This window comes from Candidatus Desulfofervidus auxilii, assembly GCA_030262725.1.
Classification (GTDB): domain Bacteria; phylum Desulfobacterota; class Desulfofervidia; order Desulfofervidales; family Desulfofervidaceae; genus JAJSZS01.
In genome coordinates, this window is the sequence record JAJSZS010000002.1 from 107202 (window position 1) to 131754 (window position 24553).

General features: G+C 32.8%; 28 protein-coding genes and 2 tRNA genes. 14 read left to right on the forward strand and 16 right to left on the reverse strand.

What is annotated here, in order from left to right; genetic code table 11:
- Positions 1-23: 23 nt before the first annotated feature.
- Positions 24-776, reverse strand: coding sequence for a BsaWI family type II restriction enzyme (locus LWW95_01810; protein ID MDL1955779.1), 753 nt, complete (start codon positions 774-776; stop codon positions 24-26).
- A gap of 1 nt (position 777) precedes the next feature.
- Positions 778-1650: a site-specific DNA-methyltransferase gene (locus LWW95_01815; protein ID MDL1955780.1), complete on the reverse strand. Its 873-nt coding sequence runs from the start codon at positions 1648-1650 to the stop codon at positions 778-780.
- Positions 1651-1985: 335 nt separating this feature from the next.
- On the opposite strand from LWW95_01815, the gene LWW95_01820 reads away from it, so the two are divergent.
- From LWW95_01820 to rfaE2, 5 genes are read left to right on the forward strand one after another with little or no spacing between them, the layout of a single operon-like run.
- Positions 1986-2306, forward strand: a complete 321-nt coding sequence (locus tag LWW95_01820) for a hypothetical protein (GenBank protein MDL1955781.1) — start codon at positions 1986-1988, stop codon at positions 2304-2306.
- Positions 2293-3135 (forward strand): HDOD domain-containing protein, encoded by an 843-nt coding sequence (locus tag LWW95_01825; protein MDL1955782.1) that lies wholly within the window; start codon positions 2293-2295, stop codon positions 3133-3135. Before LWW95_01820 ends, LWW95_01825 begins: the two co-directional genes overlap by 14 nt.
- Positions 3125-4057 (forward strand): diguanylate cyclase, encoded by a 933-nt coding sequence (locus tag LWW95_01830; protein MDL1955783.1) that lies wholly within the window; start codon positions 3125-3127, stop codon positions 4055-4057. The genes LWW95_01825 and LWW95_01830 overlap by 11 nt, the downstream gene beginning before the upstream one ends.
- Before the next feature lie 4 nt (positions 4058-4061).
- The gene (locus tag LWW95_01835) at positions 4062-4772 is read left to right on the forward strand and encodes a ComF family protein (protein ID MDL1955784.1); all 711 of its coding nucleotides are present in this window, start codon (positions 4062-4064) and stop codon (positions 4770-4772) included.
- Positions 4773-4785: 13 nt separating this feature from the next.
- Positions 4786-5268, forward strand: coding sequence for a D-glycero-beta-D-manno-heptose 1-phosphate adenylyltransferase (gene rfaE2, locus LWW95_01840; GenBank protein MDL1955785.1), 483 nt, complete (start codon positions 4786-4788; stop codon positions 5266-5268).
- A 2-nt stretch (positions 5269-5270) separates the two neighbouring features.
- On the opposite strand, the gene LWW95_01845 is transcribed toward rfaE2, so the two are convergent.
- Together LWW95_01845 and LWW95_01850 are read right to left on the reverse strand one after the other, a co-directional pair.
- The gene (locus tag LWW95_01845; protein MDL1955786.1) at positions 5271-5933 is read right to left on the reverse strand and encodes a TIGR00153 family protein; all 663 of its coding nucleotides are present in this window, start codon (positions 5931-5933) and stop codon (positions 5271-5273) included.
- Between the two features lie 9 nt (positions 5934-5942).
- Entirely contained in the window at positions 5943-7178 is a 1236-nt protein-coding gene (locus LWW95_01850) for an inorganic phosphate transporter (GenBank protein ID MDL1955787.1), read from the reverse strand.
- Positions 7179-7319: 141 nt separating this feature from the next.
- Between LWW95_01850 and LWW95_01855 the strand changes: the two genes are divergently transcribed.
- Positions 7320-8669 (forward strand): class II fructose-bisphosphate aldolase, encoded by a 1350-nt coding sequence (locus tag LWW95_01855; protein ID MDL1955788.1) that lies wholly within the window; start codon positions 7320-7322, stop codon positions 8667-8669.
- 53 nt (positions 8670-8722) lie between these two features.
- Here LWW95_01855 and LWW95_01860 read toward each other — a convergent pair.
- From LWW95_01860 to rpsF, 7 genes are all read right to left on the reverse strand, one after another.
- Positions 8723-8798 (reverse strand) — tRNA-Lys (locus LWW95_01860).
- 10 nt (positions 8799-8808) lie between these two features.
- Entirely contained in the window at positions 8809-9606 is a 798-nt protein-coding gene (gene surE / locus LWW95_01865; GenBank protein MDL1955789.1) for a 5'/3'-nucleotidase SurE, read from the reverse strand.
- Between the two features lies 1 nt (position 9607).
- Complete coding sequence (locus tag LWW95_01870) at positions 9608-10993, reverse strand: hypothetical protein (GenBank protein MDL1955790.1); 1386 nt, start codon at positions 10991-10993, stop codon at positions 9608-9610.
- Positions 10994-11065: 72 nt separating this feature from the next.
- Positions 11066-12469, reverse strand: a complete 1404-nt coding sequence (gene dnaB, locus LWW95_01875) for a replicative DNA helicase (GenBank protein MDL1955791.1) — start codon at positions 12467-12469, stop codon at positions 11066-11068.
- On the reverse strand, positions 12470-12913 hold the full coding sequence (gene rplI, locus LWW95_01880) for a 50S ribosomal protein L9 (GenBank protein MDL1955792.1): 444 nt from the start codon (positions 12911-12913) through the stop codon (positions 12470-12472).
- Positions 12914-12927: 14 nt separating this feature from the next.
- Entirely contained in the window at positions 12928-13179 is a 252-nt protein-coding gene (gene rpsR / locus LWW95_01885) for a 30S ribosomal protein S18 (protein ID MDL1955793.1), read from the reverse strand.
- 18 nt (positions 13180-13197) lie between these two features.
- Entirely contained in the window at positions 13198-13530 is a 333-nt protein-coding gene (rpsF, locus tag LWW95_01890; GenBank protein MDL1955794.1) for a 30S ribosomal protein S6, read from the reverse strand.
- 143 nt (positions 13531-13673) lie between these two features.
- On the opposite strand from rpsF, the gene xseA reads away from it, so the two are divergent.
- Genes xseA through LWW95_01920 form a run of 6 tightly spaced genes read left to right on the forward strand, consistent with a single transcriptional unit; the run spans position 13674 to position 19242 of the window.
- Positions 13674-15032 carry an exodeoxyribonuclease VII large subunit gene (xseA, locus tag LWW95_01895; GenBank protein MDL1955795.1) on the forward strand — a complete coding sequence of 453 codons (1359 nt, stop codon included), beginning with the start codon at positions 13674-13676 and terminating at the stop codon, positions 15030-15032.
- A complete protein-coding gene (gene xseB / locus LWW95_01900) occupies positions 15016-15264 on the forward strand; it encodes an exodeoxyribonuclease VII small subunit (protein MDL1955796.1) in 249 nt (82 codons plus the stop codon). The genes xseA and xseB overlap by 17 nt, the downstream gene beginning before the upstream one ends.
- Entirely contained in the window at positions 15264-16160 is an 897-nt protein-coding gene (locus LWW95_01905) for a polyprenyl synthetase family protein (protein MDL1955797.1), read from the forward strand. The genes xseB and LWW95_01905 overlap by 1 nt, the downstream gene beginning before the upstream one ends.
- Positions 16157-18079 carry a 1-deoxy-D-xylulose-5-phosphate synthase gene (dxs, locus tag LWW95_01910; protein MDL1955798.1) on the forward strand — a complete coding sequence of 641 codons (1923 nt, stop codon included), beginning with the start codon at positions 16157-16159 and terminating at the stop codon, positions 18077-18079. The genes LWW95_01905 and dxs overlap by 4 nt, the downstream gene beginning before the upstream one ends.
- Positions 18018-18767, forward strand: a complete 750-nt coding sequence (locus tag LWW95_01915) for a TlyA family RNA methyltransferase (protein ID MDL1955799.1) — start codon at positions 18018-18020, stop codon at positions 18765-18767. Before dxs ends, LWW95_01915 begins: the two co-directional genes overlap by 62 nt.
- Positions 18760-19242, forward strand: coding sequence for a 60S ribosomal export protein NMD3 (locus LWW95_01920; GenBank protein MDL1955800.1), 483 nt, complete (start codon positions 18760-18762; stop codon positions 19240-19242). The genes LWW95_01915 and LWW95_01920 overlap by 8 nt, the downstream gene beginning before the upstream one ends.
- Here LWW95_01920 and LWW95_01925 read toward each other — a convergent pair whose 3' ends face one another.
- The 3 genes from LWW95_01925 to LWW95_01935 form a co-directional block, all read right to left on the reverse strand.
- Positions 19243-20004: an HDOD domain-containing protein gene (locus tag LWW95_01925; protein MDL1955801.1), complete on the reverse strand. Its 762-nt coding sequence runs from the start codon at positions 20002-20004 to the stop codon at positions 19243-19245.
- A gap of 652 nt (positions 20005-20656) precedes the next feature.
- Positions 20657-20734: transfer RNA gene (locus LWW95_01930), tRNA-Pro, on the reverse strand.
- A 47-nt stretch (positions 20735-20781) separates the two neighbouring features.
- Positions 20782-21495, reverse strand: coding sequence for a hypothetical protein (locus tag LWW95_01935; GenBank protein MDL1955802.1), 714 nt, complete (start codon positions 21493-21495; stop codon positions 20782-20784).
- Between the two features lie 64 nt (positions 21496-21559).
- Here LWW95_01935 and LWW95_01940 point away from each other — a divergent pair, with 64 nt between their 5' ends.
- The gene (locus LWW95_01940; protein ID MDL1955803.1) at positions 21560-21889 is read left to right on the forward strand and encodes a hypothetical protein; all 330 of its coding nucleotides are present in this window, start codon (positions 21560-21562) and stop codon (positions 21887-21889) included.
- Here LWW95_01940 and LWW95_01945 read toward each other — a convergent pair.
- Positions 21886-22671, reverse strand: coding sequence for a prephenate dehydrogenase/arogenate dehydrogenase family protein (locus LWW95_01945; GenBank protein ID MDL1955804.1), 786 nt, complete (start codon positions 22669-22671; stop codon positions 21886-21888). The genes LWW95_01940 and LWW95_01945 overlap by 4 nt on opposite strands.
- Positions 22658-23716 (reverse strand): chorismate synthase, encoded by a 1059-nt coding sequence (aroC, locus tag LWW95_01950; protein ID MDL1955805.1) that lies wholly within the window; start codon positions 23714-23716, stop codon positions 22658-22660. Before aroC ends, LWW95_01945 begins: the two co-directional genes overlap by 14 nt.
- A 78-nt stretch (positions 23717-23794) precedes the next feature.
- Between aroC and LWW95_01955 the strand changes: the two genes are divergently transcribed.
- On the forward strand, positions 23795-24550 hold the full coding sequence (locus tag LWW95_01955) for a serine/threonine protein phosphatase (GenBank protein ID MDL1955806.1): 756 nt from the start codon (positions 23795-23797) through the stop codon (positions 24548-24550).
- Positions 24551-24553: the final 3 nt, after the last annotated feature.

A 24553-nucleotide genomic window follows, 5' to 3' on the forward strand; every position in this document is an offset into this window, starting at 1 on the left:
GTGAAAGCGAAAGTCAGGGGCAGTTAATATACTTGATTGTTTCTCCTATTTAAAAGATAATGGATAAATTCTTCTATTTCATCTATAAATTTAATTCTCTTAAGAAGCTCATGAAAATCATCTCGGTTACCGTATTTCTTTTCGTAGGTTCCTATCAGTCTATCATATTTTTCTGGGTCTGTTATAAAAGTATAATCAACCACATGTAAAAGAATATAACGATTTGTCTCTGTTCTTAACTCGTTATCTTTATCCGTAGTTACAAAAACTAACTTTATTTCTGTCATATTTCTTCTTTTTTCAAGCTCCCTTTTCCAAAAAGCTGTTTCTGTTAATCTTTCTCTTAGACTAGTTTTGCATGATAAAATGGCTATTACTGAATTGGTCTTTTTCTTAATTATAAGAATATCTACATCCGGAAAAATATCACACCAGTTTCTGATGGCTATTTGGTCTTTATGTAGAATTAAGGCTTCTTCCCCAATCATGACTGTAATCTTATCTCTTAACATTTTGTCATTTTTCACAATATTTTGTATATATTTAAAAACAGCATATTCATATAATGAACCCTTACAAGTTTTCCATGCTTGATCTTGACTTCTTTGATTTGGGTAATATCTTCTAAGGATATTCCGGAGGCTATTTTCAGCTAATGAATCAAAATTTTTGAGCGCCTCCAATAAATTTCCTTGGAATCTGCTCATTACTATATCATCGTAACCTTGTTTTAGTACTTCCAATACCTCTTTTTTACACTTAAATCCTCGTCTCACTTTAATCACTCCATAACTTTTTCTGGTATATATTTGCTTCCTTTATCAATCTATTTTTAGCTAATTTACAATAATTTTTGTCTATCTCCACCCCTATTCCTTTTCTATTCAGCAATGCACATGCAATTAAAGTACTTCCACTTCCTAAAAATGGGTCTAATACAGTATCACCTACAAAACTGAAAAGCTTAATACATCTTTTGGGCAATTCAACAGGAAAAGGGGCAGGATGTCCAACTTTTTTCTTACTCTCTCCTGAAAATGTCCATAAACCATTAGTCCATTCCATAAATTCATTCCTTGTTATATCAGATTTTCCATTTCTTATTTTCTGCCACTTTTCTTTATAGAAGATAATAATAACCTCTACAGGAGCAATTACATAGGGTGCCCTTGCACTAAGCCAAGAACCCCAAGCGGTTCTTCTTGATATATTCCCTTCATTCCATATTATAGTTGAAAAATATTTCCAGCCTACTTTTTTAGCAATATTCACTATATCAGCATAAACAGTTTGAAATCCTGCTCCTTTTCTACCTTTGCTTTTATCCAAGGGTATATTTAGGCATATTCTCCCATCTGTTTTTGTCAAAGTAAATGCTTTTTTCAACCATTTTTCTGTAAATTCAAGATATTTTTCATAAGGAATATCATCTTGAAATGAATTATAATGAATATCTACATTATATGGAGGAGAAGTTATTATTAAATCAATTGAATTTTTCTTAATCAAATTTGTTGTTAAGAAATCATCATGAATTATTTTAATATTCCCTTCTTTTGTTTCAAAAAATATTTTCCTTTCTTTGGTTTTCAGTTCCATGTTGTCTGTATTTGCTTCTATCTTTATATTTCTTCCTTCTATTTCATTCATAGCGACTACCCCCGATTACGCCTAACTTAGTTATATCTACACTTTTAGTGCTGATATAATTCCATTTGGGGGTGATTTGCCACCTCCTTTATTAAGACTTATGATATTGGACTAATTTCTTATCTTTTTGTGGACGCTTAACCTCATAAATAAAATTTTAAAGCCATCTTCTTAATTAACTCATTTTCTGCCAAATTTAGCATCATCTAACATCTCTGGTCAACAGTTTAATAAATTCAAAATTTCTTTATGTCTATGGGATTAAAGGTCACCTTTTCACACTGCCAAGAAAATTTAGATTGACATAAAATTGCTTTATTACTTAAAATACTACTGTGAAGGTATGTATTCCTATTGAAAAAGCCCAACCTGGTATGAGATTGGCAGAGGATATTAGCAATGTCACTGGGATGATCCTTTGCCGTCAAGGCACTATCCTTACAGAAACACTTATTGAGAGGCTTAAAAATGCAAATGTAGAAAAATTAATAATTGAAGAATTTATTTCAGAAGAGGAAGCAAGAAAACAATTTGAAGAAAAAAAGATTTTAATAAATAAAGCATTTGCTAATAAATCTTCTCCTTCTATGCAGATGCTTAAAGAAGTATTCCTCAAGTTCTGGGAGGAAAAATATCTAATAAATGTCAGCAAATGAAAAAATTTCAAAGGAAGCTTTAAAAGAAAAGGTTTTAGAAAAATTACCTACTTTACCAAAAGTAGTGCAAGAAGCTTGGAAATTGATGGAAAGGCCTAATGTTTCTCCTGAACTTATTAGTGAAGTGATTGGCAAAGATATTACTCTTACTGCTAAAATACTTCGGCTTATAAATTCCCCTTTTTATGGATTTCCTAACCGAATTGGCTCGTTAAAACACGCTATCATTCTTTTAGGTTTTAACACCATTAGAGGATTATTAATTAGCAGTGTACTTTTTGGTGAAATTACTCCTCCGCTTATGCGTATTTGGGAACATGCTTGTGAATGCGCTACTACTGCTGGTATTATTGCTAGACAACTCAATTATAAAGAGGCAGATGAAATTACAGTTGCTGGGTTATTACATGATATGAGCAAAGTAGTTTTAAAGGTCTATTTGCCAGAAATTGATGCTAAAATAGAAATTGTAAAACAAAAATCTCTATGTCTTGATTATGAAGCTGAAAAAGAGGTTATGGGATTTGCCCATGATGTTATTAATCTTTGGTTAGCTGAACAGTGGCATTTTCCTCCTAGTCTTACAGAAGCTTTAGCTTATCATCATACTGTGGAAAAGGCTAAAAAATATCCCCAATTTGCAGCTATTATTAATTTAGCTGATGTACTCATACATGTCTATCGCTTAACACCTGGTATGGAGGTTATTCCTGAAATTCATCCAAAAACATATGAAATTTTAAATATCTTTCCTGATTTTCTTTTTGAAATTATAAGAACTATGGATAGAACTTTATATAATCTTGAATGGAGAATAGATGAAAAATAATAAAGCTTTTTTGTTTATTTCCGAAAAAGATAAAAATTTTTTAAAAAATTGCTTAAAGGAGCTCGGATATCAACCACAATTTTGCGAAAAAGAAATCTATTTTTTAGAAAAACTTTATGCTTCACCACCAAATCTTATTATTTTAGATTTAGATTGTAATTCATCTTTTTTTGAAACTATTAAAATAATTAAAAGTTCTCCTATTTTTTTAGAAGTTCCCCTTATTGTTTTATGTTCTTTAGAAAAATTAGAAAATATCAATTGGGAAGATATAAATCTAGATGATTTTCTTGTTAAACCTTTTAAAAAAATAGAGTTTATAAAACGTCTTGATTTAGCAAAAATTAGAGCTTCTCGTATCTTGGATGCAAATCCTTTAACTAAACTTCCTGGCAATACAACAATTATTTCTAAAATTCAACAACTTATTGCTCGCAATCAAGACTTTGCTTTAGGGTACGTAGATTTGAATCATTTTAAAGCTTATAATGATAGATACGGTTTTGTGCGAGGAGATGAGGTAATAAAGCTTCTTGCTCGAATAATTACAAATGTAATTAGCAATATTCCAGGAGAGACATTTGTTGGTCACATTGGGGGCGATGACTTTGTCTTTATTGTTCCGCCAGAAGAAGCAGAAAAAGTAGCTAAACAAATTATTGAATATTTTGATCAAATTATACCTTCTTTTTATGATCAAGAAGATAGAAAAAAAGGAATTATTATTTCAAAAGATAGAAAAGGAAACTTACAAAAATTTCCCCTTATGACACTTGCCATTGCTATTGTGCGCAATTGGGGGAATTATCGTCTTAAACATTATGGTCAAGCAATAAAGGTAATTACAGAATTAAAAAAATGGGCTAAGAAGGATCGAAGTAAAAGTACTTATGTTATGGAACGTCGGTCATCTCCTGAGTAATAAAGTGTCAAATCTATTAGACTTCTTTTTTCCTTGTCTTTGTCCTAGCTGTGGTCAAAAAGTAGAAAGAGAAACTCTTTTTTGCTCAGATTGTTTTTCTTCTTTAAAATTTATTACTCCACCTTTTTGTTATATTTGTGGTCGCCCTTTTACTATTAGAGATTTATCCAGCCATATTTGTGGTAATTGTCTAAGAAAAAAACCTTTCTTTAAAGCAGCTAGAGCTGTTTTTAGCTATACTGAGCCAGTAAAAAAAGCAATTATTCAATTTAAGTTTCAAAATAATACAGATTTAGCTAGTTTGTTTGTTAAAGAAATTTTATTTCACCTAAAAGATTTTATTGAAAAAATAGATCCAACATTAATAATACCTGTTCCTCTTCATTTAAAAAGACTTCGAGAAAGAGGATATAATCAATGTCTTTTACTAGCTAAAAAAATAGCAAAAGTTTTAGATGTTCCTTGTGATTTTAAAGTTTTAAAAAAGATAAAAGCTACACCACCTCAAGTAGGTCTTTCTTTGGCTGAAAGATATAAAAATATAAAAGGGAGTTTTGCTGTTATTAAACCAGATTATATAAAAAAGAAGAGAATATTACTTATTGATGATGTCTTTACTACAGGTAGTACTGTTAATGAGTGTGCTAAAATATTAATGAAGGCAGGAGCAGAAGGTGTATGGGTAATTACATTGGCGAGGACGACTGAGTTTTAAGATAGGGATAATCATGAGCAGGGATAAGATCATCTCATGGGAGCAACTTAAAGAAGAAGTGAAAAAATGGCAAACATCTGGTTTAAAAGTAGTTTTTACTAATGGTTGTTTTGATCTTTTGCATATTGGTCATATCCGTTATCTTCAGGCTGCAAAAAATTACGGTGATAAACTTATTGTGGCAATAAACAGTGATCGTTCTGTAAGAGAAATAAAGGGTGAAAGGCGCCCTATTATCTCAGAAAATGAAAGGGCTGAAATAGTAGCTGCTTTAGCCTGTGTAGATAGAGTGGTAATTTTTGATGAACCTACACCACTCTCTTTAATCAATTTTTTGCAACCAGATGTATTGGTAAAGGGTACGGACTGGCCAGAAGAAAAAATTGTTGGTAGAGAAGTAGTTTTGGACAAAGGTGGTAAGATTATAAGAATACCCATTGTTGAAGGAATTTCTACAACAGAAATTATCAAAAAGATCCTTAAAAGATATAAATAAAATCACCTAGCTATCATTACTCGCATAATATCAGCTGCATTTTCAGCATGATCAGCAATGTCGCCAATATATTTTGTTGTTTCAAGGAGATGATGAAGAGTAAGACAATCAACTTTTAAATTAAAAACTGCTTTAATTATTCCTTGAGCAATCTGGTCAGATTCCCATTCTTTCTGTCTTACTTCTCTAATCTTTTTTATCACTAAATCTTTATCCCTCTTGATAAAACCGACTGCTCTAGGCATAAGATAAACGGCTTCACTTAAAATTAAAACAGCTTCAATACAGACATCTAACAAATTTTTAAAGTCTTGCTTGATTTCTTTAAGTACAACTCCTTGCTTAAAAGTAAGCCACACTACTGTGTCTTCTGCACTATCTAAAATATGATCAAGTTCTTTAATTAGAGAGAAAAATTGAAACTTATCCACCGGCATAAATACACCACGAGGAAGGCTATTTCTAATTTCTCTTTTCATATCATCTGCTTCATGTTCAATTCGACTTACTTTTTCAGAAAATATTTCAAATTGTCTGTAGTCCTCATCTACATAAGCATGAAGTGCTAGCTTAAGCGTTTCCATACCTTCTTTTATTTTATCAGTAAAAGGAAGTAATTTTAAAAATGGGCAACTCACAAATGTATGTAAGCCTGGAACACGCATCTTTATCTCCTAGGTGAAAATATTTAACAATATTTTAAACACTAGCATACCTGTTATTGCTACAATAGGCAAGGTGATTAACCAATAAAGAATAATTTTAAATATAATTTTCATATCTACTGCTTCAAAACCTTTTGCCAAACCTATACCAATAACAGCCCCAACAGCTGCATGAGTAGTAGATACTGGTAGACCCAGTTTAGAAGCAAGAAGAATAGTTGTCGCTGTACCTACATCTATAGAAAATCCTCTTGTATTAGTTAACTCAGTAATTCTAAATCCTACTGTCCTTATAACTCTATGACCAAAGGTAATAATACCAAGAGCAATACCCAAACCACCATATGCTAAAAGAGGGATAGGAATGGGTACTTTAGCTCCTACATGTCCTGTTTTTATAAATAAATAAATAACAGTAAGAGGCCCCACAGCATTAGCCACATCATTTGCACCTTGACTTAAAGCAACATAACAAGAAGTAAAAATTTGAAGTTTTCTAAATACTTTTTCTACATGATTGTTTCTTTGTTTTTTCATCCAATTGCGGATGAGCCGTCGTCCGACTAAAGCGCTTAAAAAAGCAATACCTGAAGAGATAAAACAGCTATAAAGTGTATTTATATTCATTCTTTTACCTAATGGTGTCTTTAGAAGAAATGACATACTGACAATAAACATAGCTAAGCTAATAAAAAAAGGTCCTATTTCTGTAAGTTTTTCTGGATCCTCTTTTTCCAAAACAGTTTTACGAATAATTATAAATAAAAAAAATCCTAATATTCCACTGAAAAATGGAGAGATTATCCAGCTTGCTATTATCCCTATTACCTTTGCCCAATTCACAGCATAAAAACCACCAGCAACAATGCCTACTCCCAATAAAGATCCAACGATAGAATGAGTACTAGAGACAGGCATCTCCATCCAAGTAGCAATAAAAACCCAAAGACTAGCTGAAAAAAGAGCTGAAAAGGAACCAATAATAATAAATTCAGGATGGGCAGAGAAGGCTTCAAATGGTATTATTCCCTTACGAATAGTTTCAGCCACATGACTGCCAATAAAGGTAGCCCCAATAAAGGTAAGAAGACTAGCGATAAACATTGCCTGTCTAATGGTAATAGCACGGGCACCAACGGCAGAAGCCATGGAATTAGCTACATCATTTGCCCCAAGATTCCAAGCCATGGCAAATCCTAGAATAAAGCCACCTATAAGGAAAAAAAGAGAATGTTCCACTTCCACCTCCAAACGGGTTTTGTTAACATTATTTTATTTTTTGTCAAGTAAAAATTAAATATTCTTGACTTTTTTAAAATAGCCATCTATCCTTAAGAAAAAAGGAGGTAAGCCTTGTTTAAAGATATTAGGACTCTTAATGAAACGCTGACAAGAATATCTTATTGGGAAAAGGATGGTTTAATTGTTACAGATGTTGCTACTTTAAGAGATAAAATTATTGATGAACTTGTATATACAGCTGTATTTGCTGAAGATATTACTTTAAAAAATGCAGCTAGATGGAGTATCAGAGCTTTAGCACTTGCCTTAGACATCATCCCATCTTCTATTCATGAGCTTTATATGGCTATTGGAAGGAAAGAAATTGGTGGTTTTACAGTGCCTGCTGTGAATATTCGTGGGATGACCTATGATGTAGTTCGCCAAATATTTAAACTTTCAAAAAAAGAGGCAATTGGTCCATTTATTTTTGAGATTGCAAAAACAGAAATTTCTTATACTGATCAACGGCCAGCAGAATATGCTTCATGTATACTTGCAGCAGCTATTAAGGAAGGATATAAAGGCCCTGTTTTTATTCAAGGAGACCATTTTCAATTTAGTCGAAGAAAATTTTCTGAAGATCCTGAAGCAGAACTTGAGTCAATAAAAATACTTACCCAAGAAGCTATAGAAGCAGGCTTTTTTAATATTGATATTGATGCTTCTACTTTAGTAGACTATAGTCGTCCTACTTTGATTGAACAACAGAAGGAAAATTATGAATATACAGCTAAACTTACTAATTTTATCAGAAAAATTGAACCAAAAGGGATAACTATTTCTATAGGTGGAGAAATTGGTCATATTGGAGGCAAAAATTCTACAGTAGAAGAATTTGAAGCCTTTATGGAAGGATATTTAAATACATTAAAACAATTTGGTGAAATGCCTGGAATAAGCAAAATTAGTGTACAAACAGGCACTTCTCATGGTGGCATTCCCTTACCTGATGGTACAGTTGCTAAAGTAAAGCTTGATTTTGAAGTACTAAGAAGTATTTCCAAAGTAGCTAGAGAAAAATATGGTCTATCAGGGGCGGTTCAACACGGTGCTTCTACTTTACCTGATGAATTATTTGATAAATTTCCTGAAGTAGGAACTGCTGAAATCCATCTTGCTACTGGTTTTCAAAACATTATTTATGAATATTTACCTGAAGACATTCGTCAAGAAATCTATGAATATCTTAAGACCAATTTTAAGAAAGAATGGAAAGAAGGTCTCACTGAACAACAATTTATTTATAAAACAAGAAAAAAGGGATTTGGCCCATTTAAAAAGACCTTATGGGAATTGCCAAAAGAAGTGAAAGAAAAAATCTTAAATGAATTATACAAAAAATTCTATCTTATTTTTCAAAAATTAAATGTTTTTCAAACCAAATCTTATATCGAAAAATACATTTCACCTTTAAAGGTAAACCTTCCCAAACCAGCAGGTTTATTAGAATAAAGTTTTTTAGAGCAGTAAAAAAACTTTAGAAAGAACTAATTTTTTAAAAAATCTGGTGGGCCGTGCAGGACTCGAACCTGCAACCTACGGATTAAGAGTCCGTTGCTCTACCAGTTGAGCTAACGGCCCTGTTTAAAATTTAAATTATGTCTTTATTCCTGTCAAGCATTGTGTTGTTTATTTTAATAAAAGGTGTGTTTCTAAGTTGTTCTAAGGTATGGTAATTGGTTAGGTCATGGTGGATGGGAGTAATAGAGATCATCCCTTGTGTTAAAGCATAAATATCAGTATCTGGTTCTGGTTCATAAAGAAAACCATCTCCAGCTTCCCAATAATAAACATGATGCCTTGGATCAATCCTTTTTTCAAAACGATCTCGTAAAGGTATAGTAGCTTGACGGGTGAAGGCTATTCCTTTTATTTTTTCTAAAGGAAGGGCAGGAATATTAACATTTAAGCAAACTCCTGGTGGCAATTCTAATTTAGGTAATTTTTCTGCCAGAATATATGCAAATGTAGCTGCTATTTTAAAATCAGGTCTAGTATAAGCGTCCAAAGAAATTGCCATAGCTGAAATACCTAAAATAGCTGCTTCAGTTGCTGCAGAAACTGTGCCTGAATAAAGCACATTTATGCCTACATTTGGGCCAGCATTTATCCCAGAGATTACTATATCAGGAGGTGGGGAGATTAATTCATTAACTGCAATCTTTACTGCATCAGCAGGTGTGCCACTTACAGCATAACCGTAAAAAATTCCATTGCGATAAATTTCTTTTACCCTTAAAGGATAACTTAAAGTAATGGCATGACCAACAGCACTTTGTTCGTTTTCTGGAGCAACAATAAAAACTTCATGGTCTTTTTTAAATATCTCATAAAGAGCATAAAGACCCTGAGCATAAATGCCATCATCATTAGTAAGGAGTACTCGCATTTTAATCCCTCACTCTTACTAAATAATTTAATTTTTCTTTACTACCTGGTGGTACTGTAATAAGGAATTGAAGCTCATGGGCACTTATTTTTTGATAAGGGGCTGAAGCATTTACTACCTTCCAATCTCCTGGTACCTCTTCCAAAACGGTAATTTCAACAGGTGTTTCTTTATTGTTATTAAAAGTGATTTCCCAACCGATTTCATAAGTATTACTTGTTAAGCGACGATAAATTATTTGCCGACGAGTTGCTGTAATATCAAATGCTATACCCATATTGAGTTTTATTTTTTCTTTTATAGGTATTGATTCTATTTTATCTTCTCCAATGAATATTAAATTTCCTTCTATGTTCCTTTGATAAACTCTTACTTTTCCTGGTGGAAGCGGTATTCCCAAATTATGTTTTGAATCATTAACAGTTTCAAGATATACTTGAATTTTATCTCTAGTAATAGGGACATCATAATAAGAACGATAGTAATAACTAGAACCTCGATAAATGAATTTTTCTTCAATGAGAATATCTTCTTTTCTCAGGAATTGTACTTGTTTTTTTTGTTTGTCCTCTAATTCAAGAGGATAAGGAAGGGTGTAAAGATGATATTCAAAAAATGGTTTCTCTTCTATTTTTTCCTCTTTAAAAGTTTTACGATAAAGTAATGGTGCTTGAACCTTATGAATTTCCCCAGCAATAAGTATTACTTGCGCATGATGAAAAGTTGCACCACTTTCATTGTTAATAGTAATCCAACTAATTAAATTTCCTTTTTTCCTTTCAGTTAAAATTAGTACATAATTAGTTTGCCAATTCATATTTTGTGTAATATAGGAAAGCTGAATCAGTTGCTCTTGTTCTTCATTATTGCTAATGTGACATAACAAAGTGGGATTTGGAAAAAACTCATCAGGTAATTTTGGTAATATGAGCTGACCAGGGCATGGCATATATATTTCACCATTTATACTGCAAACTATGTTCTCTTTTGAATTTAAAAGAATAGCTTCTACTAATTCTCTTTGTTTGGTATATGGATTTTCAAAATAAACCTTTATTGGTTTTCCTATATATTTTTTTAAAAGATTTTTCGGTGTGATTAAATTATAGTGATAATTCAAAGAAAATATTTTAAAATATTGAGGTGAAGAAATAGATTCTATCACTATGCTTTCTGGTTCAATTTTGTTTGGAATACCCTCTATTTTTAAATCATACTCACCTATAGGAATTCTTAACCTTCTTATTTCTTTCACTAAAGCAAAATTTTGATTATAAATTACAATTTGGACTGCTTCTCTATCATTAGAAGTGGTTTTAAAAATTGTCTGAGCGATTGATTGATTAAAAGAAAATAAAAAAAATGTGATGATTAAAATATACTTCATGTTGGTTTCCTCCAAATTATGATTAATATTTCTTTTAAAAAAATATAGATTTCTCGATAGATAGATAAAATATTACTGAGTTTCAGAATCATGAGACCAGTTTTCAAAAGTCTCATCATATTCTACTTTTAAATTTTCAAAGGAGGTAAATTTATCTAAAAAGGCTAATTTTACTTTACCAATAGGACCATTTCTATGCTTTCCAATAATAACTTCAGCAATTCCACGGTTAGGATTGTCTTCGCGTCGATTATATACTTCATCTCGGTATAAAAAGACAATCAAGTCTGCATCTTGTTCTATTGCGCCAGATTCTCTTAAATCTGCTAAGCGAGGTCTTTTATCTTCCCTTTCTTCTACACGACGATTTAATTGTGAAAGGGCTACAACTGGTACATTGAGTTCTTTAGCTAAAGCTTTTAAAGAACGAGATATTTCAGAAATTTCTTGTTCTCTTCTTTCTGCACGTCCTTTTCCCTTCATCAATTGGAGATAATCAACAATAACTAAACCAATATTGTGTTCTGATTTTAAGCGTCTAGCCTTTGCTCGCAATTCAAGGATTGAGATGGCTGGTGTATCATCAATAAAAACTGGGGCTTCGGATAAAAGGGTAGCTGCCTCAGTTAATAATTGCCAATCATGGTCTGCCAAAAAACCAGAGCGGAATTTTTGAGTATCTACTTTTGCTTCAGCACAAAGCATACGGATTGCTACTTGTTCTTTAGACATCTCTAAAGAAAAAACAGCTACAGGTATTCGATGTTTAATAGCAGCATTGGCAGCAATATTAAGGGCAAAGGCTGTTTTACCCATGCTAGGACGTCCTGCTACAATAATTAAATCTGCTGGTTGCAAACCAGAAGTAAGTCTATCAAAATCTGTAAAACCTGTAGGTACTCCAGTAATATAATTACCTTTTTGCGAAAATGACTGTAGAGTTTCAAAAGTATCTTTAATAATATCCTTTAAAGGGAAATAAGGTGTTTGGATACGTTGTCCAGCTACTTCAAAAATTGCTCGTTCAGACCTATCTAATATTTCTTCTACATCATCTGTAGAAGAAAGACACTGTTCAATAATCTCTGAAGCACAGGCAATAAGTTTTCTCAAAATAGCTTTTTCTTTAACAATTTTAGCATAATAGGCAATATTAGAAGCAGTAGGAATAGCTTCTACTAATGAAGCTAAGTAAGTAGCACCACCAATTTCTTCTAATTCTCCCTTATTTTGAAGATATTCACTTACAGTAACTAAATCTATTGGCTGATTTTGTTCAAAAAGCTCTAAATAGGCTCGAAAAATTTTTCTATGAGTATCTCTATAAAAGTCTTCATCTTTTATTGTTTCCAACACTTGATAAAGGGCTTCATTGTCAATGAGAATTCCACCTAAAACAGCTTGTTCAGCTTCAAGATTATGTGGTAAACTTTTTTGAAAAAAATCAATATTTTTAACTTTTGTAGCTACTTTCATTTAGGCTCCTACTACTTTTATCTTCAAAAATGCCTGAACTTCAGAATGTAATTTGATAGGTATCTCATACTCTCCTATACGTTTGATAGGTTCTTCTAAAAGTATTTTCTTTTTGTCTAAAGTTATTCCTTTTTCTTCTAATGCTTTCACAATATCCATAGAAGTTACGGATCCAAAGATTTTTCCTTCTTCTCCTACTTGTTTTAAAATTTCACAAGTAATAGTTGCTAATTTAGCTGCTAAAGCTTCAGCTCTATGTTTTTCCCTTTCCCGTTTTCGCAAAAGTATTTTTCTTTCTTCTTCAATAGCTTTTATATTTTTATGTGTTGCAGGAATGGCCTTCTTTTGTGGAATAAGATAATTTCGTGCATAACCATCTGCTACCTCTACTAAATCGCCCATTTTACCTAATGAAGGAATATCCTCCCTCAGAATCACTTTCATTTTTTTCCTCCATTTTATCTATGGCCAATGGTAGTATAAGGTAAAAGGGCAAGATGACGTGCTCTTTTAATAGCTAAAGTAAGTTGTCTTTGGTGTCTGGCACAATTGCCAGAGATGCGTCTAGGAATGATTTTGCCTCTGTCTGTAATAAATTGTCTTAAGACATCTACATTTTTATAAGAAATTTTAAGATTTGGATCAGCACAAAATCTACAAAATTTACGTCTAACATAAAATTTCCTTTTTGTAGCATTATTTGTAGTCATAAAATCACCTCCTTATTTTTATGCTGCTTTTACTTCTATTTGAGAGCTATCAATCTCTTTTTTAGATGTTTTAAAACTTAGAAATCTTATAATACGGTCATCTATTTTAATGTTTCTTTCTACTTCCTCAATAGTTTCTGGTCTTCCATAATAATGGAAAACAGCATAATAGCCTTTTCTTTTATGTTTTACTTTAAAAGCCAAAGTTTTAATACCCCATTTTTCTATCTCTTTAACTATTCCATTATGCTTTTTTATAATTTCTTCAAATTTTGATAATACTTTTTCTATTTCTGCTTCAGAAAGTTCTGGGTCTAATACTATTACTGTTTCATATTCCCTCAGCTTCATCCTCCCCTCCTTATCAAAACCCGATTTGTATATTATGCTTGTTCTTCTTTGTCAAGCCAATTAAATACATCATCTCTAAAAAACTATTTCCTGTCAAGTTTTTAAATCTTGAGTAGCAGTTTGAAATATGTTAAAAAGTTTTTATGGAAGAACTTTCTCTTTTTTCTGTTCCACGCCCACACATTTATACTGTTAGTGAATTAACTGAAGCCATAAGGCAAATTCTTGAAACTGAATTTCCTTTTGTTTGGGTAGAAGGAGAAATTTCTAATAGCCGCTGTCCCCTTTCTGGTCATTTTTATTTCACTTTAAAAGACGATAAGGCACAAATTTCTGCTATTTTATTTAAAAATCAACGGCGCTTACTTCATTTTGAACCAGAGGACGGACTTAAAGTTATTTGTCAAGGTCGTATTACTGTTTATCCTCCTCATGGTAATTACCGTCTAGTTGTAGAATATTTAGAGCCAAAAGGTTATGGTGCATTACAGTTAGCTTTTGAGCAGTTAAAGAAAAAACTTAGCAAAGAGGGGCTTTTTGATCAAGCTATAAAAAAGCCCCTTCCTGTTTTACCTAGACGCATTGCTGTTATTACTTCTCCTGTTGGGGCAGCTATTAGAGATTTTTTACGTATTTTATTTAAAAAATCTCAAAATATTCATGTTTTTATTTATCCTGTCAGAGTACAAGGAGAGGGGGCAGCAAAAGAAATAGCACAGGCAATCTTTGATTTAAATCGTTTAGGATGGGCTGAATTGATTGTTCTTACTCGTGGTGGTGGTTCATTAGAAGATCTTTGGGCATTTAATGAAGAAATTGTAGCTAGAGCTATTCATGCCTCACATATTCCTATTATCTCAGCTATTGGTCATGAAGTAGATTTTACTATTTCAGATATGGTTGCCGATATAAGGGCAGCCACACCAACAGCTGCGGCAGAGATGATTGGAAAAAAGCAAGAAGAGTTTGGAATTTTTCTTGAGGATATTTATAAAAGGATGATTCAGACTTTTAAAAAACAATTAGAGACATCAAAATTACATATTGAACATTTTTTAAATCGCTTAAGACGACCTCAACTTATAACTTATCGTTTGCGTTTAGATGAACTCACACAAACTCTTTTGCGTTTACAACAACATGCTCAGGAAAGGCGCTATACTATTTTAAAAAATTTAATGGAAAGACTTCTTCTTTGTCATCCTAAACGTCAGCTTCAAAAATATAGTGAAATTTTTTCTCAGAAAGAAAAAGAGATTATTTTACGTTATAAGCACCTTTTATCTCGTAAAAAGCAAACATTGCGAGAAATGGAACAAAGATTAAATGCATTAAGCCCCCTTAATGTTTTAAAACGTGGTTATGCATTAGCCTTTAGTTTCCCTGAAAAAAGGCTTATTAAATCTGTAAATCAAGTTAATTTAGGAGAGAAAATGCTTATTAAATTAGCAGATGGTGAAATAAGAGCAAAAACGGAGGAAAAATATGACACTTCCTTTTGAAGAAGCTATAAAACGTTTAGAAGAGATTGTTAAAAAGTTAGAGGCAGGTGAAATTCCATTAGAAGAATCTTTAAAACTATTTGAAGAGGGAATGAATCTTATCCGTTATTGTCAGCAAAAGCTTGATGAAGTAGAAAAAAAGGTAGAATTACTTGTAAAAAATGAGAGAGGAGAGTTTGAAACAAAACCTTTTAATCCTGAGTCAAGTCTTACTGATACACAGGTAGAGTGATGGAATTTGATTTAAAGACGTATTTAGAAGAAAAAAAGGCAATAGTAGAAACAGCATTAGAGAATTATTTAGCTCAAGAGGGAGGAGTTTATCAAGAGATACTTGAGGCAATGCGATATACCCTTTTTGCTGGTGGAAAGCGTTTACGTCCTATTCTTTGTCTTACAGCCTGTAAAGTAGTTGGAGGAGAAGAAGAAATAGCTTTACCAATTGCCTGTGCTTTAGAAATGATTCACACTTATTCTCTCATTCATGATGATTTACCAGCTATGGATAATGATGATTTTCGTAGGGGTAAACCCACAAGTCATAAAGTATTTGGTGAAGCTATGGCTATTTTAGCTGGTGATGCTTTGCTTACACAGGCATTTTATTTGCTTTCACATCCCAGTTTATTGGAAAAAATAAGTGCAGATCGTTTGTTAAAAGTAATCAATATTATTGCTACTGCTGCTGGTTATAAAGGGATGATTACTGGTCAAGTAATGGATTTAAAGGCTACTGGACAGAAAATAAATATGGAAACTTTAGAAAATATGCATAGACATAAAACAGGTGCTCTTATTATTGCTTCAGTAAAAAGTGGTGCAATTATTGGTGGAGGCAGTTTTTCAGAAATAAAAGCTCTTTCTGAATATGCTCATCAGATTGGTCTTGCTTTTCAGATTGTAGATGATATTTTAGATGTAGAGGGAAATTCAAAAGAAATGGGAAAAATGGCAGGTAGTGATGAAGCAAAACAAAAAAGTACTTATGTGAGTTTATTAGGTTTGGAAAAGGCAAAAATGGCAGCGGAGAATTGTATTAAAAAGGCTATTGAAGCCTTAAAAAATTTTGATAAAAAGGCTGATCCTTTAAGAGCCTTAGCTTATTATATCAAGGAGAGAAAAAAGTGATTTTAGAAAGGATAAATTCTCCTGCTGATTTAAAACATTTAAGTATAAAAGAATTAAAAGAATTAGCGCAAGAAATACGTCAAACAATCATTGAAACAGTATCAAAGACAGGAGGTCATTTAGCCCCTAGTTTAGGGGTAGTAGAGCTTACTTTGGCTTTACATTATGTTTTTGATACACCAAAAGATAAGATTATTTGGGATGTAGGGCATCAAAGCTATGCTCATAAGCTTATTACTGGTCGTCGTGATAAATTTCATACCTTACGACAACATGGTGGTTTAAGTGGTTTTCCTAGACGTGAGGAAAGCCCTTTTGATGTTTTTGGTACAGGACATGCAAGTACTTCTATTTCAGCTGCTTTAGGAATGGCTATAGCTCGTGATTTAAAAGGCGAAAAACACCGTGTAATTGCTGTTATTGGTGATGGTGCAATGACAGGTGGACTTGCTTTTGAAGCCTTAAATCACGCAGGTGAATTGGATAAGGATTTAATTGTTGTTTTAAATGATAATACTATGTCTATCTCTCCTAATGTAGGTGCTATTTCTAGATTTTTAAGTCGTAAGCTTACTAGTCGTTCATTTCGTCGTTTTAAAAAAGAAATAGAAAAACTCTTTTTATCTTTACCAGCTGGTGAAAGTTTGCTTCAGTGGGCAAAACGCAGTGAGGATTCATTTATGAGTTTTTTTACTCCAGGTATGTTATTTCTTGCCTTTCATTTTGATTATCTTGGTCCTATTGATGGCCATAATTTAGAAAAACTTATTAAGACATTTTTACATGTTAAAGAAAGAGAAGGGCCAATACTTGTACATGTCTTAACAGTAAAAGGAAAGGGATATAAACCTGCAGAAAAAGACCCAACAGCATTTCATGGTATTGGGAAATTTAGTCTTGTTCCAGAAAAAACAAATAATTTAAAAGATACACGTACTTATACACAAGTTTTTGCTGAAACACTTTTAGAATTAGCTGCTAAAGATGAAAGAATTGTGGGTATTACAGCCGCCATGCCTGAAGGTACAGGTCTTTCTTTATTTAAAGAAAGATTTCCTGAAAGATTTTTAGATGTAGGTATTGCTGAGGAGCATGCTGTTATATTGGCAGCTGGTATGGCTGCTGCTGGTTTACGTCCAGTAGTAGCTATTTATTCTACATTTTTGCAAAGAGCATTTGATCAAATCATTCATGATGTATGCTTACAGAAATTACCTGTAGTTTTTGCTATAGACAGAGCTGGTATTGTTGGTGAAGATGGCCCTACCCATCATGGCACATTTGACCTTTCTTATCTACGCTTAATCCCAAATATGGTAGTAATGGCTCCAAAAGATGAAAATGAACTTCGACATATGTTAAAGACAGCTTTAGAATATGAAGGCCCTATTGCTTTGCGTTATCCTAGAGGTAGAGTAGTTGGTGTATCATGTGATGAGCCTTTAAAAACTTTATCTATTGGAGAAGCAGAGGTATTGGTAGAGGGAGAAGATATCCTTATTCTTGCTATTGGACAAGTAGTAATACCTGCTCTTGAGGCTGTAAGTCGTTTACAATCTGAAGGTTTTTATCCTGCCCTTATTAATGCTCGTTTTGTTAAACCATTAGATGAGGATTTAATTAAAAGAATGGCACCAAATTTTAAAGCTATTATTACAATAGAAGAAAATGTCCTTTTTGGTGGATTTGGAAGCGCTGTGCTTGAAATTCTTTCTGATTTAAAAATATTTACACCTGTCTTTAGAATAGGTTTGCCTGATGTCTTTATTGAACATGGCCCACAATCACTTTTGCGTAAAAAATATGGTCTTGATGTTGAAGGAGTTTATCAAATAGCAAAGAATTTATTTTTAAAATATGGGACAAAAAGTAAGATTAGACAAGTTGCTTTTGGAAAGAGGTTTAGCAAAGAGTCGTGAAAGGGCAAAGGCTTTAATCCTTTGCGGTCAAGTATTAGTAAATAAAAAAGTTATTGATAAAGCAGGTACTTTAGTAGATGTTACTTCTTTAATAGAACTTAAATCTCCTGATCATCCTTATGTTAGCCGGGGAGGGATTAAGCTTGAGGCAGCAATTAAAAATTTTAATATAAATTTAAAAGATAAAATTGCTTTAGATGTTGGTGCTTCTACAGGTGGTTTTACTGATTGCCTTTTAAAACATGGGGCAAAAAAGGTCTATGCTGTAGATGTAGGTTATGGTCTTTTAGACTGGAGATTGCGTCAAGACAAAAGAGTTATATTAATTGAACGTCAAAATATACGATATTTACCAAAGGAAAAAATTCCTGAACCAATAGATATTGCTACTGTTGATGTTTCCTTTATTTCAGTAAAAAAAGTTATACCAAAAGTGACAGAGTTTTTAAATCCTAAAGGAGAAATAATTATTTTGATAAAACCTCAATTTGAAGTAGGAAGAGAAAAAGTAGGAAAAGGGGGCATTGTGAGAGATGAAGCAATAAGACAGGAAGCAGTAAAAGAAATAGTCAATTTTTGTAAAAAACTTGGTTTTCATATAATAGGAGTAATACCATCACCTATCTTAGGAGCAAAAGGTAATCAAGAATATCTTGCCTATGGCAAAAAAGGAGGAAATAATGCGTAAAGACCGATTGATTCAAGAAAAAATTCATGACCCTTATTATGAAGAAAAAAAATATCCAGATGGTGTTGTTTGTCCAAACTGTCAAGCCATATATAGAGATGGGCGTTGGGTCTGGCCTGAAAAAGGAGAAAAAATTCCTCCTAATAGTGATGAATATTTATGCCCTGCTTGTCGGCGGATTAGGGACAAATATCCTGCTGGAGTAGTTGTATTTTCAGGCAGTTATTTTGAAGAACATAGAGAAGAAATTTTAAACTTAGTAAATAATATTATTGAAGAAGAGATAGAACGTTCTCCAGTAAAAAAACTTATAAATACAGAAGAAACAGAAGAAGGTCTTGTTTTCAATTTTACTGATGATAGTTTGGCTCGCAGAGTAGGTGAAGCTGTTGCACGTGCGCATAAAGGAGAACTTGAGATGAAATATTTAGAGGGAGCAAAATTTATCTATGTAGCATGGCAAAGAGAGAAATGATTAGAAAATTGCTTTTAATGCATTAGATGACATTTTCTGTATAAGTTTGTTCTTTAGTTGATCAAAATCTATATTGCTCAATCCGACAATTTCAAGCGCTAATGAATTGGGTGTTCTGTTGTTTAAAATCATGTCAATAAGATGGATAATGGCGCAAGTTAGATGTTCAGAAGGAGCATCAGATAAATTATGATGGTATGAAAGAGGAATTGAGAGCACGTCTGGAAATGCCCAGCGTGTTGATAGAGCCAGATTGACATCTTGATGATTAAAGCCCAGTTTTGCTTCTTCTCGTTCTATATGAGTGGCAGAATCAGATGTATAAATAGCAGCTACCAAGTGTGGAAAATTAAAGGCAATAATTGCTTTTCCAATATCATGGAGTAAGGCTGCTGTAGCTATCTCAGGGCCTTTTAGAATATTTTCACGTAAGGGTATAATAGCTATAAGCTCATGAGCTAACAATGCAGATTTTGTTAAATGTTTGTAGATAGTATTAAGAAATTTTCTAATAGATGGTGGATACTGTAATTCATAAAGGTGCATCATAACTAATATTCCTTTAAGGGCAGTAAGACCTAGAACCATAACAGCATGGGAAAGTGATGAAACTCTAAATCTCATTCCATAAAATGGAGAATTTGCAATTCTAAGAATATGAGCGGAAAGTCCGGGATCACGAGAAATTTCAGCGGCTATTATACGGGCATTAGCGTGAGGATTATCAAGAAGGGTAAGTGTTTTTCGGATTGATTCTTTCATTGCTGGCACCCTCAAATTAAAGGTTAACTTATATCTCCAAGATTTTCTTGTTTCAACTTTGAGAAATACGGTGTTCATAGCAGTATTTTTTATATCGGAAAAAGAACTGAAATTGTCAGGTAGGTTAGTAGGATGTTGGCTGGCTATTTAGTAAGGCGTCAATAAGTAGTATAGAAAAAATGTGAAATATTACCTTACACAGGAATTAAGCACTCAATATCTAGGCGAATGGGCAGAGAGTAAAGTAAGTGCATTCTTATACTTATATAACAAGACCAAAAGAGATTGGGCTGAAGATAGAGGAGATCTTTACAATTCCGTTTATGATGGTGACAGTGGTTACTGGGAAGACAGTGGGACATTTATAGTTACGCTATGGTTTGATGAAGGGGACGAAGGAGAATTTGGTGCTAATGTATGGGACTATGCAAGAGTACATTCTGTTCATGTGCCTTGCACTATGTTGCTCCTTGGTTCTAGGTTAGCTGGCCTAGTGCTAATTGGAAGAAGGTTTAGATGTTTTTTCTAAGTGGCTGTTAACTTTCAATCCTGAATCTGACATATGCAAAAACTCCTTAATCACTCACTATCAGCTGGTTGAAGATCTTAAAAGAAAAATATTAAACAAAATAAAAAAGATTAATAGTTTTTCTGGTCGGGGCGGGCGGATTTGAACCGCCGACCCCCTGCTCCCAAGGCAGGTGCGCTGACCAGTCTGCGCCACGCCCCGTACAAATAATTTTTATCACATGCTTTTTATACTGGCAATATTTTAATTTAAAAAATTCTTGGTATTACCAAAGGTGGAAGAGAAGTAGGGTCAAAGGCTCGAATTTCTTTAAGTTGCTTTAAAATATTTGCTACTTCCTTCCGATGCTCAGGAGGATAAAGGAAGCCAGGTATAGGTCTATTTGGCAAAAGACCTTCTGTAAGAGAAAGTTTTTTTCCTTTTAAATATGTTTCTAAATTTGTTTTATCTTTTAAAAATGAGATTACATCATTCATATTGCCATAACATCCAGAGTCATCTAAATGTTCAAGTATTTGCATTATGATTAAATTTACTGTCAATAATTCAGGGGGAACTACTGCTTCACCAATTAAATCACATCTTTCTTGAGAGAAAAAACTACGGCAACTAAATGGTCTTAAAGAATAAATAAGACATTTTCCTTCAACTAAAAATGGACAAGGTAATTGAGGATATGTTTCCTCTTCTTCAGAAACATCTTTCTTTTTTAAACAATAATAGGCAAGTTCATTTGTAGTGTAATGAGGTCTTAGCCCTTTTTGAATTGGTTTTATATTTTCTAAAATTTTTTGGTTTTCTAAATGCAAAATAATATAAAGAGCTTCTAAACTAGTAATAAGAACATTTTGAGTACAGCAAGCATGACAACCTGGTTGACAGATAAAGACAAATTTTTTTACATAATCATCATAAAAATTATAAATTTTTTTTAAAATTTCAAGTTTAGATTCAGGTTTCATTTATACTATAATAAACTAGATAAAAATTCTTGACAATAACTATTATTTTGATAATAAAATAAACATGATTGATTTTAATGATGCATATATTATTGTTGATAAAGAAAGAAATATTCTTGTTATGCGCAAGCTTGGCCCATTGCCAGAAGAATTTAAAAATGACAAATCACTTTCTTTTATTGAAAAACAAGAGTTAAGACCTGTAGAAATGGTTCTTTTAGAAGAGAAATTAAATTTGACAGAAGAAGGCAAAAAACGTTTGATTTTGCTTAAAAAGGCTGTAATTGAGGAAGATGCTGGTAGTAAAATTGATGAACCAGGTAGATATTATTTGAAACCAGAAAGGATAGAAGCCTTGAAGGCTATTATCAAAGAATTTTCTATAAAGAGTTAATCATTTAATTTTTTTGTTAATTGAAAAATTTTTTCAAATATTTCGACAAAATTTTTTTTGTCTTGATTTTCTATAATATTTTTTAAGACATGTATAGATTGGCAGAGAAGAGGAAATACTTCTTTTTGATAAAAAGGGTTTTCAAACTGAATAGAGGCATAGATTTTGGGATTTTGTTTAGCAAGGTTTTTTATTCTTTCCCATATAGTTTGAAAAGTAGGTGTAGCATAATGATTTATGGCCTTATTAGCAAAAGGTAATTCAGCTAATGTAAGACCCATAGCGAGTAAAAGAAAATGAGGTAAGGCTTGTACTACAGCCATAATTGCATCATGTTCTTCTGGTGTTGTAATTTCAAGTTTTGCTTCAGAAAAAATTTTTTTTATCCAAGGTAGCCAGTTTTTTCCTCTAGCTGGACAAATTACGATAACTTGCTCATTTAAAGATTCTACACCTGGTCCAAATAAAGGATGGGTTCCTATCACTTCAGCTTTACTATATTTTAACATAGCTTCAACAGGTGCTTTTTTTAAAGAAGTGAGATCCATAAGTAAAGCATCTTTTCGTACAAATGGCCCTATTTTTTTTATAGTTTCAACAGTGACGTCTATAGGAACAGAAATAATTACTACATCACATTTTTCTGCTAAAGTTTGAGGAGAAAGTGTAGTTTTTCGGCTTGCACTTAATACTTCATAGCCTTTTTTTTCAAAAAAATCTTTAAACCATTGTCCCATGCGACCAGTCCCACCAATAATACCGATAGTTTTAGGTGTTTTCATCTATCATCCTCTGTCGTAAAAGATGATCAGCTAATACTAATCTCACCATAGCAGCACATACTGGCACAATCCTAGGAATAGCAGAAATATCATGCCTTCCAGTTATAGAAATGGTAGTTGGTTTACCTTTTGTAGTAATGGTACGTTGTGTTTTCTCAATAGAAGGAATAGGTTTAACAGCAGCCCTTACAATAATTTCGTCTCCATTAGAAATTCCAGCTAAAATACCACCTGCATTATTGCTTAAAAAACCATCTGGAGTAATTTCATCATTACATTCAGAACCAAGCATTTCTGCTACTTTGAATCCTGCCCCAATCTCTACTCCTTTTACTGCTCCAATAGACATAAGTGCCTTAGCCAAATCTGCATCCAATTTATCAAATACAGGCTCTCCTAATCCAGCAGGACATCCAATTGCCCTTACTTCTACTATTCCGCCAATAGAATCTCCTATTTTTCTTACTTCAATAATGCGCTTTTCCATTTCTTCATATACTTCAGGATCACAACAAAAAAGCGAATTTTTTTCAATAAAATTTAAATCACAATTTTTTGCTTTTATACCACCTAAAGCTACAGTATAAGCAAATACCTTTATTCCAACTGTATCAAGTACTTTTTGAGCCACAGCCCCAGCTGCTACCCTTGCTACTGTTTCCCTACCCGATGCCCTACCTCCACCTCGCCAATCCCTAATCCCATACTTTTTTAAATAAGTAAAATCGCCATGACCAGGGCGAAAAATATCTTTTATTTTTTCATATTTACTGCTATCTACATCACGATTATAAATTATAAGTGCAATAGGAGTACCAGTTGTTTTTCCTTCAAACACACCAGAAAGGATTTCAACTTTGTCTGGTTCTCGTCTAGGCGTGGTTAAACGTTTTCCGGGTCTGCGTTTTTCAAGCTCTTTTTGAATATCTTCTGCTAAAAGGGGCAATTGTGGTGGACAACCATCAATAATAACGCCAAGGGCTACACCATGAGATTCTCCAAATGTAGTTACCTTAAATGCCTGACCAAAAGAATTACCGGGCATACTTAATGCTAAAAAGTTTATGTTTAACTGTCAACTTATTTATTGCCTCAAATAATTTTTTTGGCTAAAATACAAAAAATGGAAAAAATAAAAGAGATTTTAAAACAACAATCACGTCTTATTCGACTTCCTGCAAAGGGAAAAGCTGTATTTGTGGGAGATACACATGGAGATTTAAACGCAACAGAAACTGTTTTGCGCCTTTATTACAAATCTGATTATGTCTTAATTTTTCTTGGAGATTATGTAGATAGGGGTGAACATTCAAGAGAAAACATAGAGCTTTTATTAGAAAAAAAATTAGAATCACCAGAGCAAATTTTCCTTTTAATGGGAAATCATGAGGGTTATCCCATTTTACCATTTCAACCTGCAGACTTTTGGGAAAGTTTATCTTCTGAAGAAAGGAAAAAATTTGAAGAAATATTTCTTTTATTACCATTTGCTGCAGTGACAAAAAATGGTATCTTAGCAGTGCATGGTGTTCCCCCAAATCTTTCTTCTGTTGAAGATATACTTAAGGCTGAGATAGGTAGCGAGGCTTGGTATCAAATGGTTTGGGGTGATTTTGCTGATAGACCAGGTGATTTTTTTGGAAATCTTTGGGGAAGACCTGTTTATGGAAAAGATTATTTTGAAAAAGTTATGAAAAAATTTGGTTATAATGTTTTAATCAGGGCACATCAACCACATATTCAACCAATTATTTTTGAAGGTCGTTGCTTAACACTTATTACCTCTCATGCTTATAAACCAATGCGAAACATTGCTATTGTAGATTTAGAAAAAGAATTAATTAAAAGCGTTGATGATTTAAAAATTTCTTCTATTTAGGAG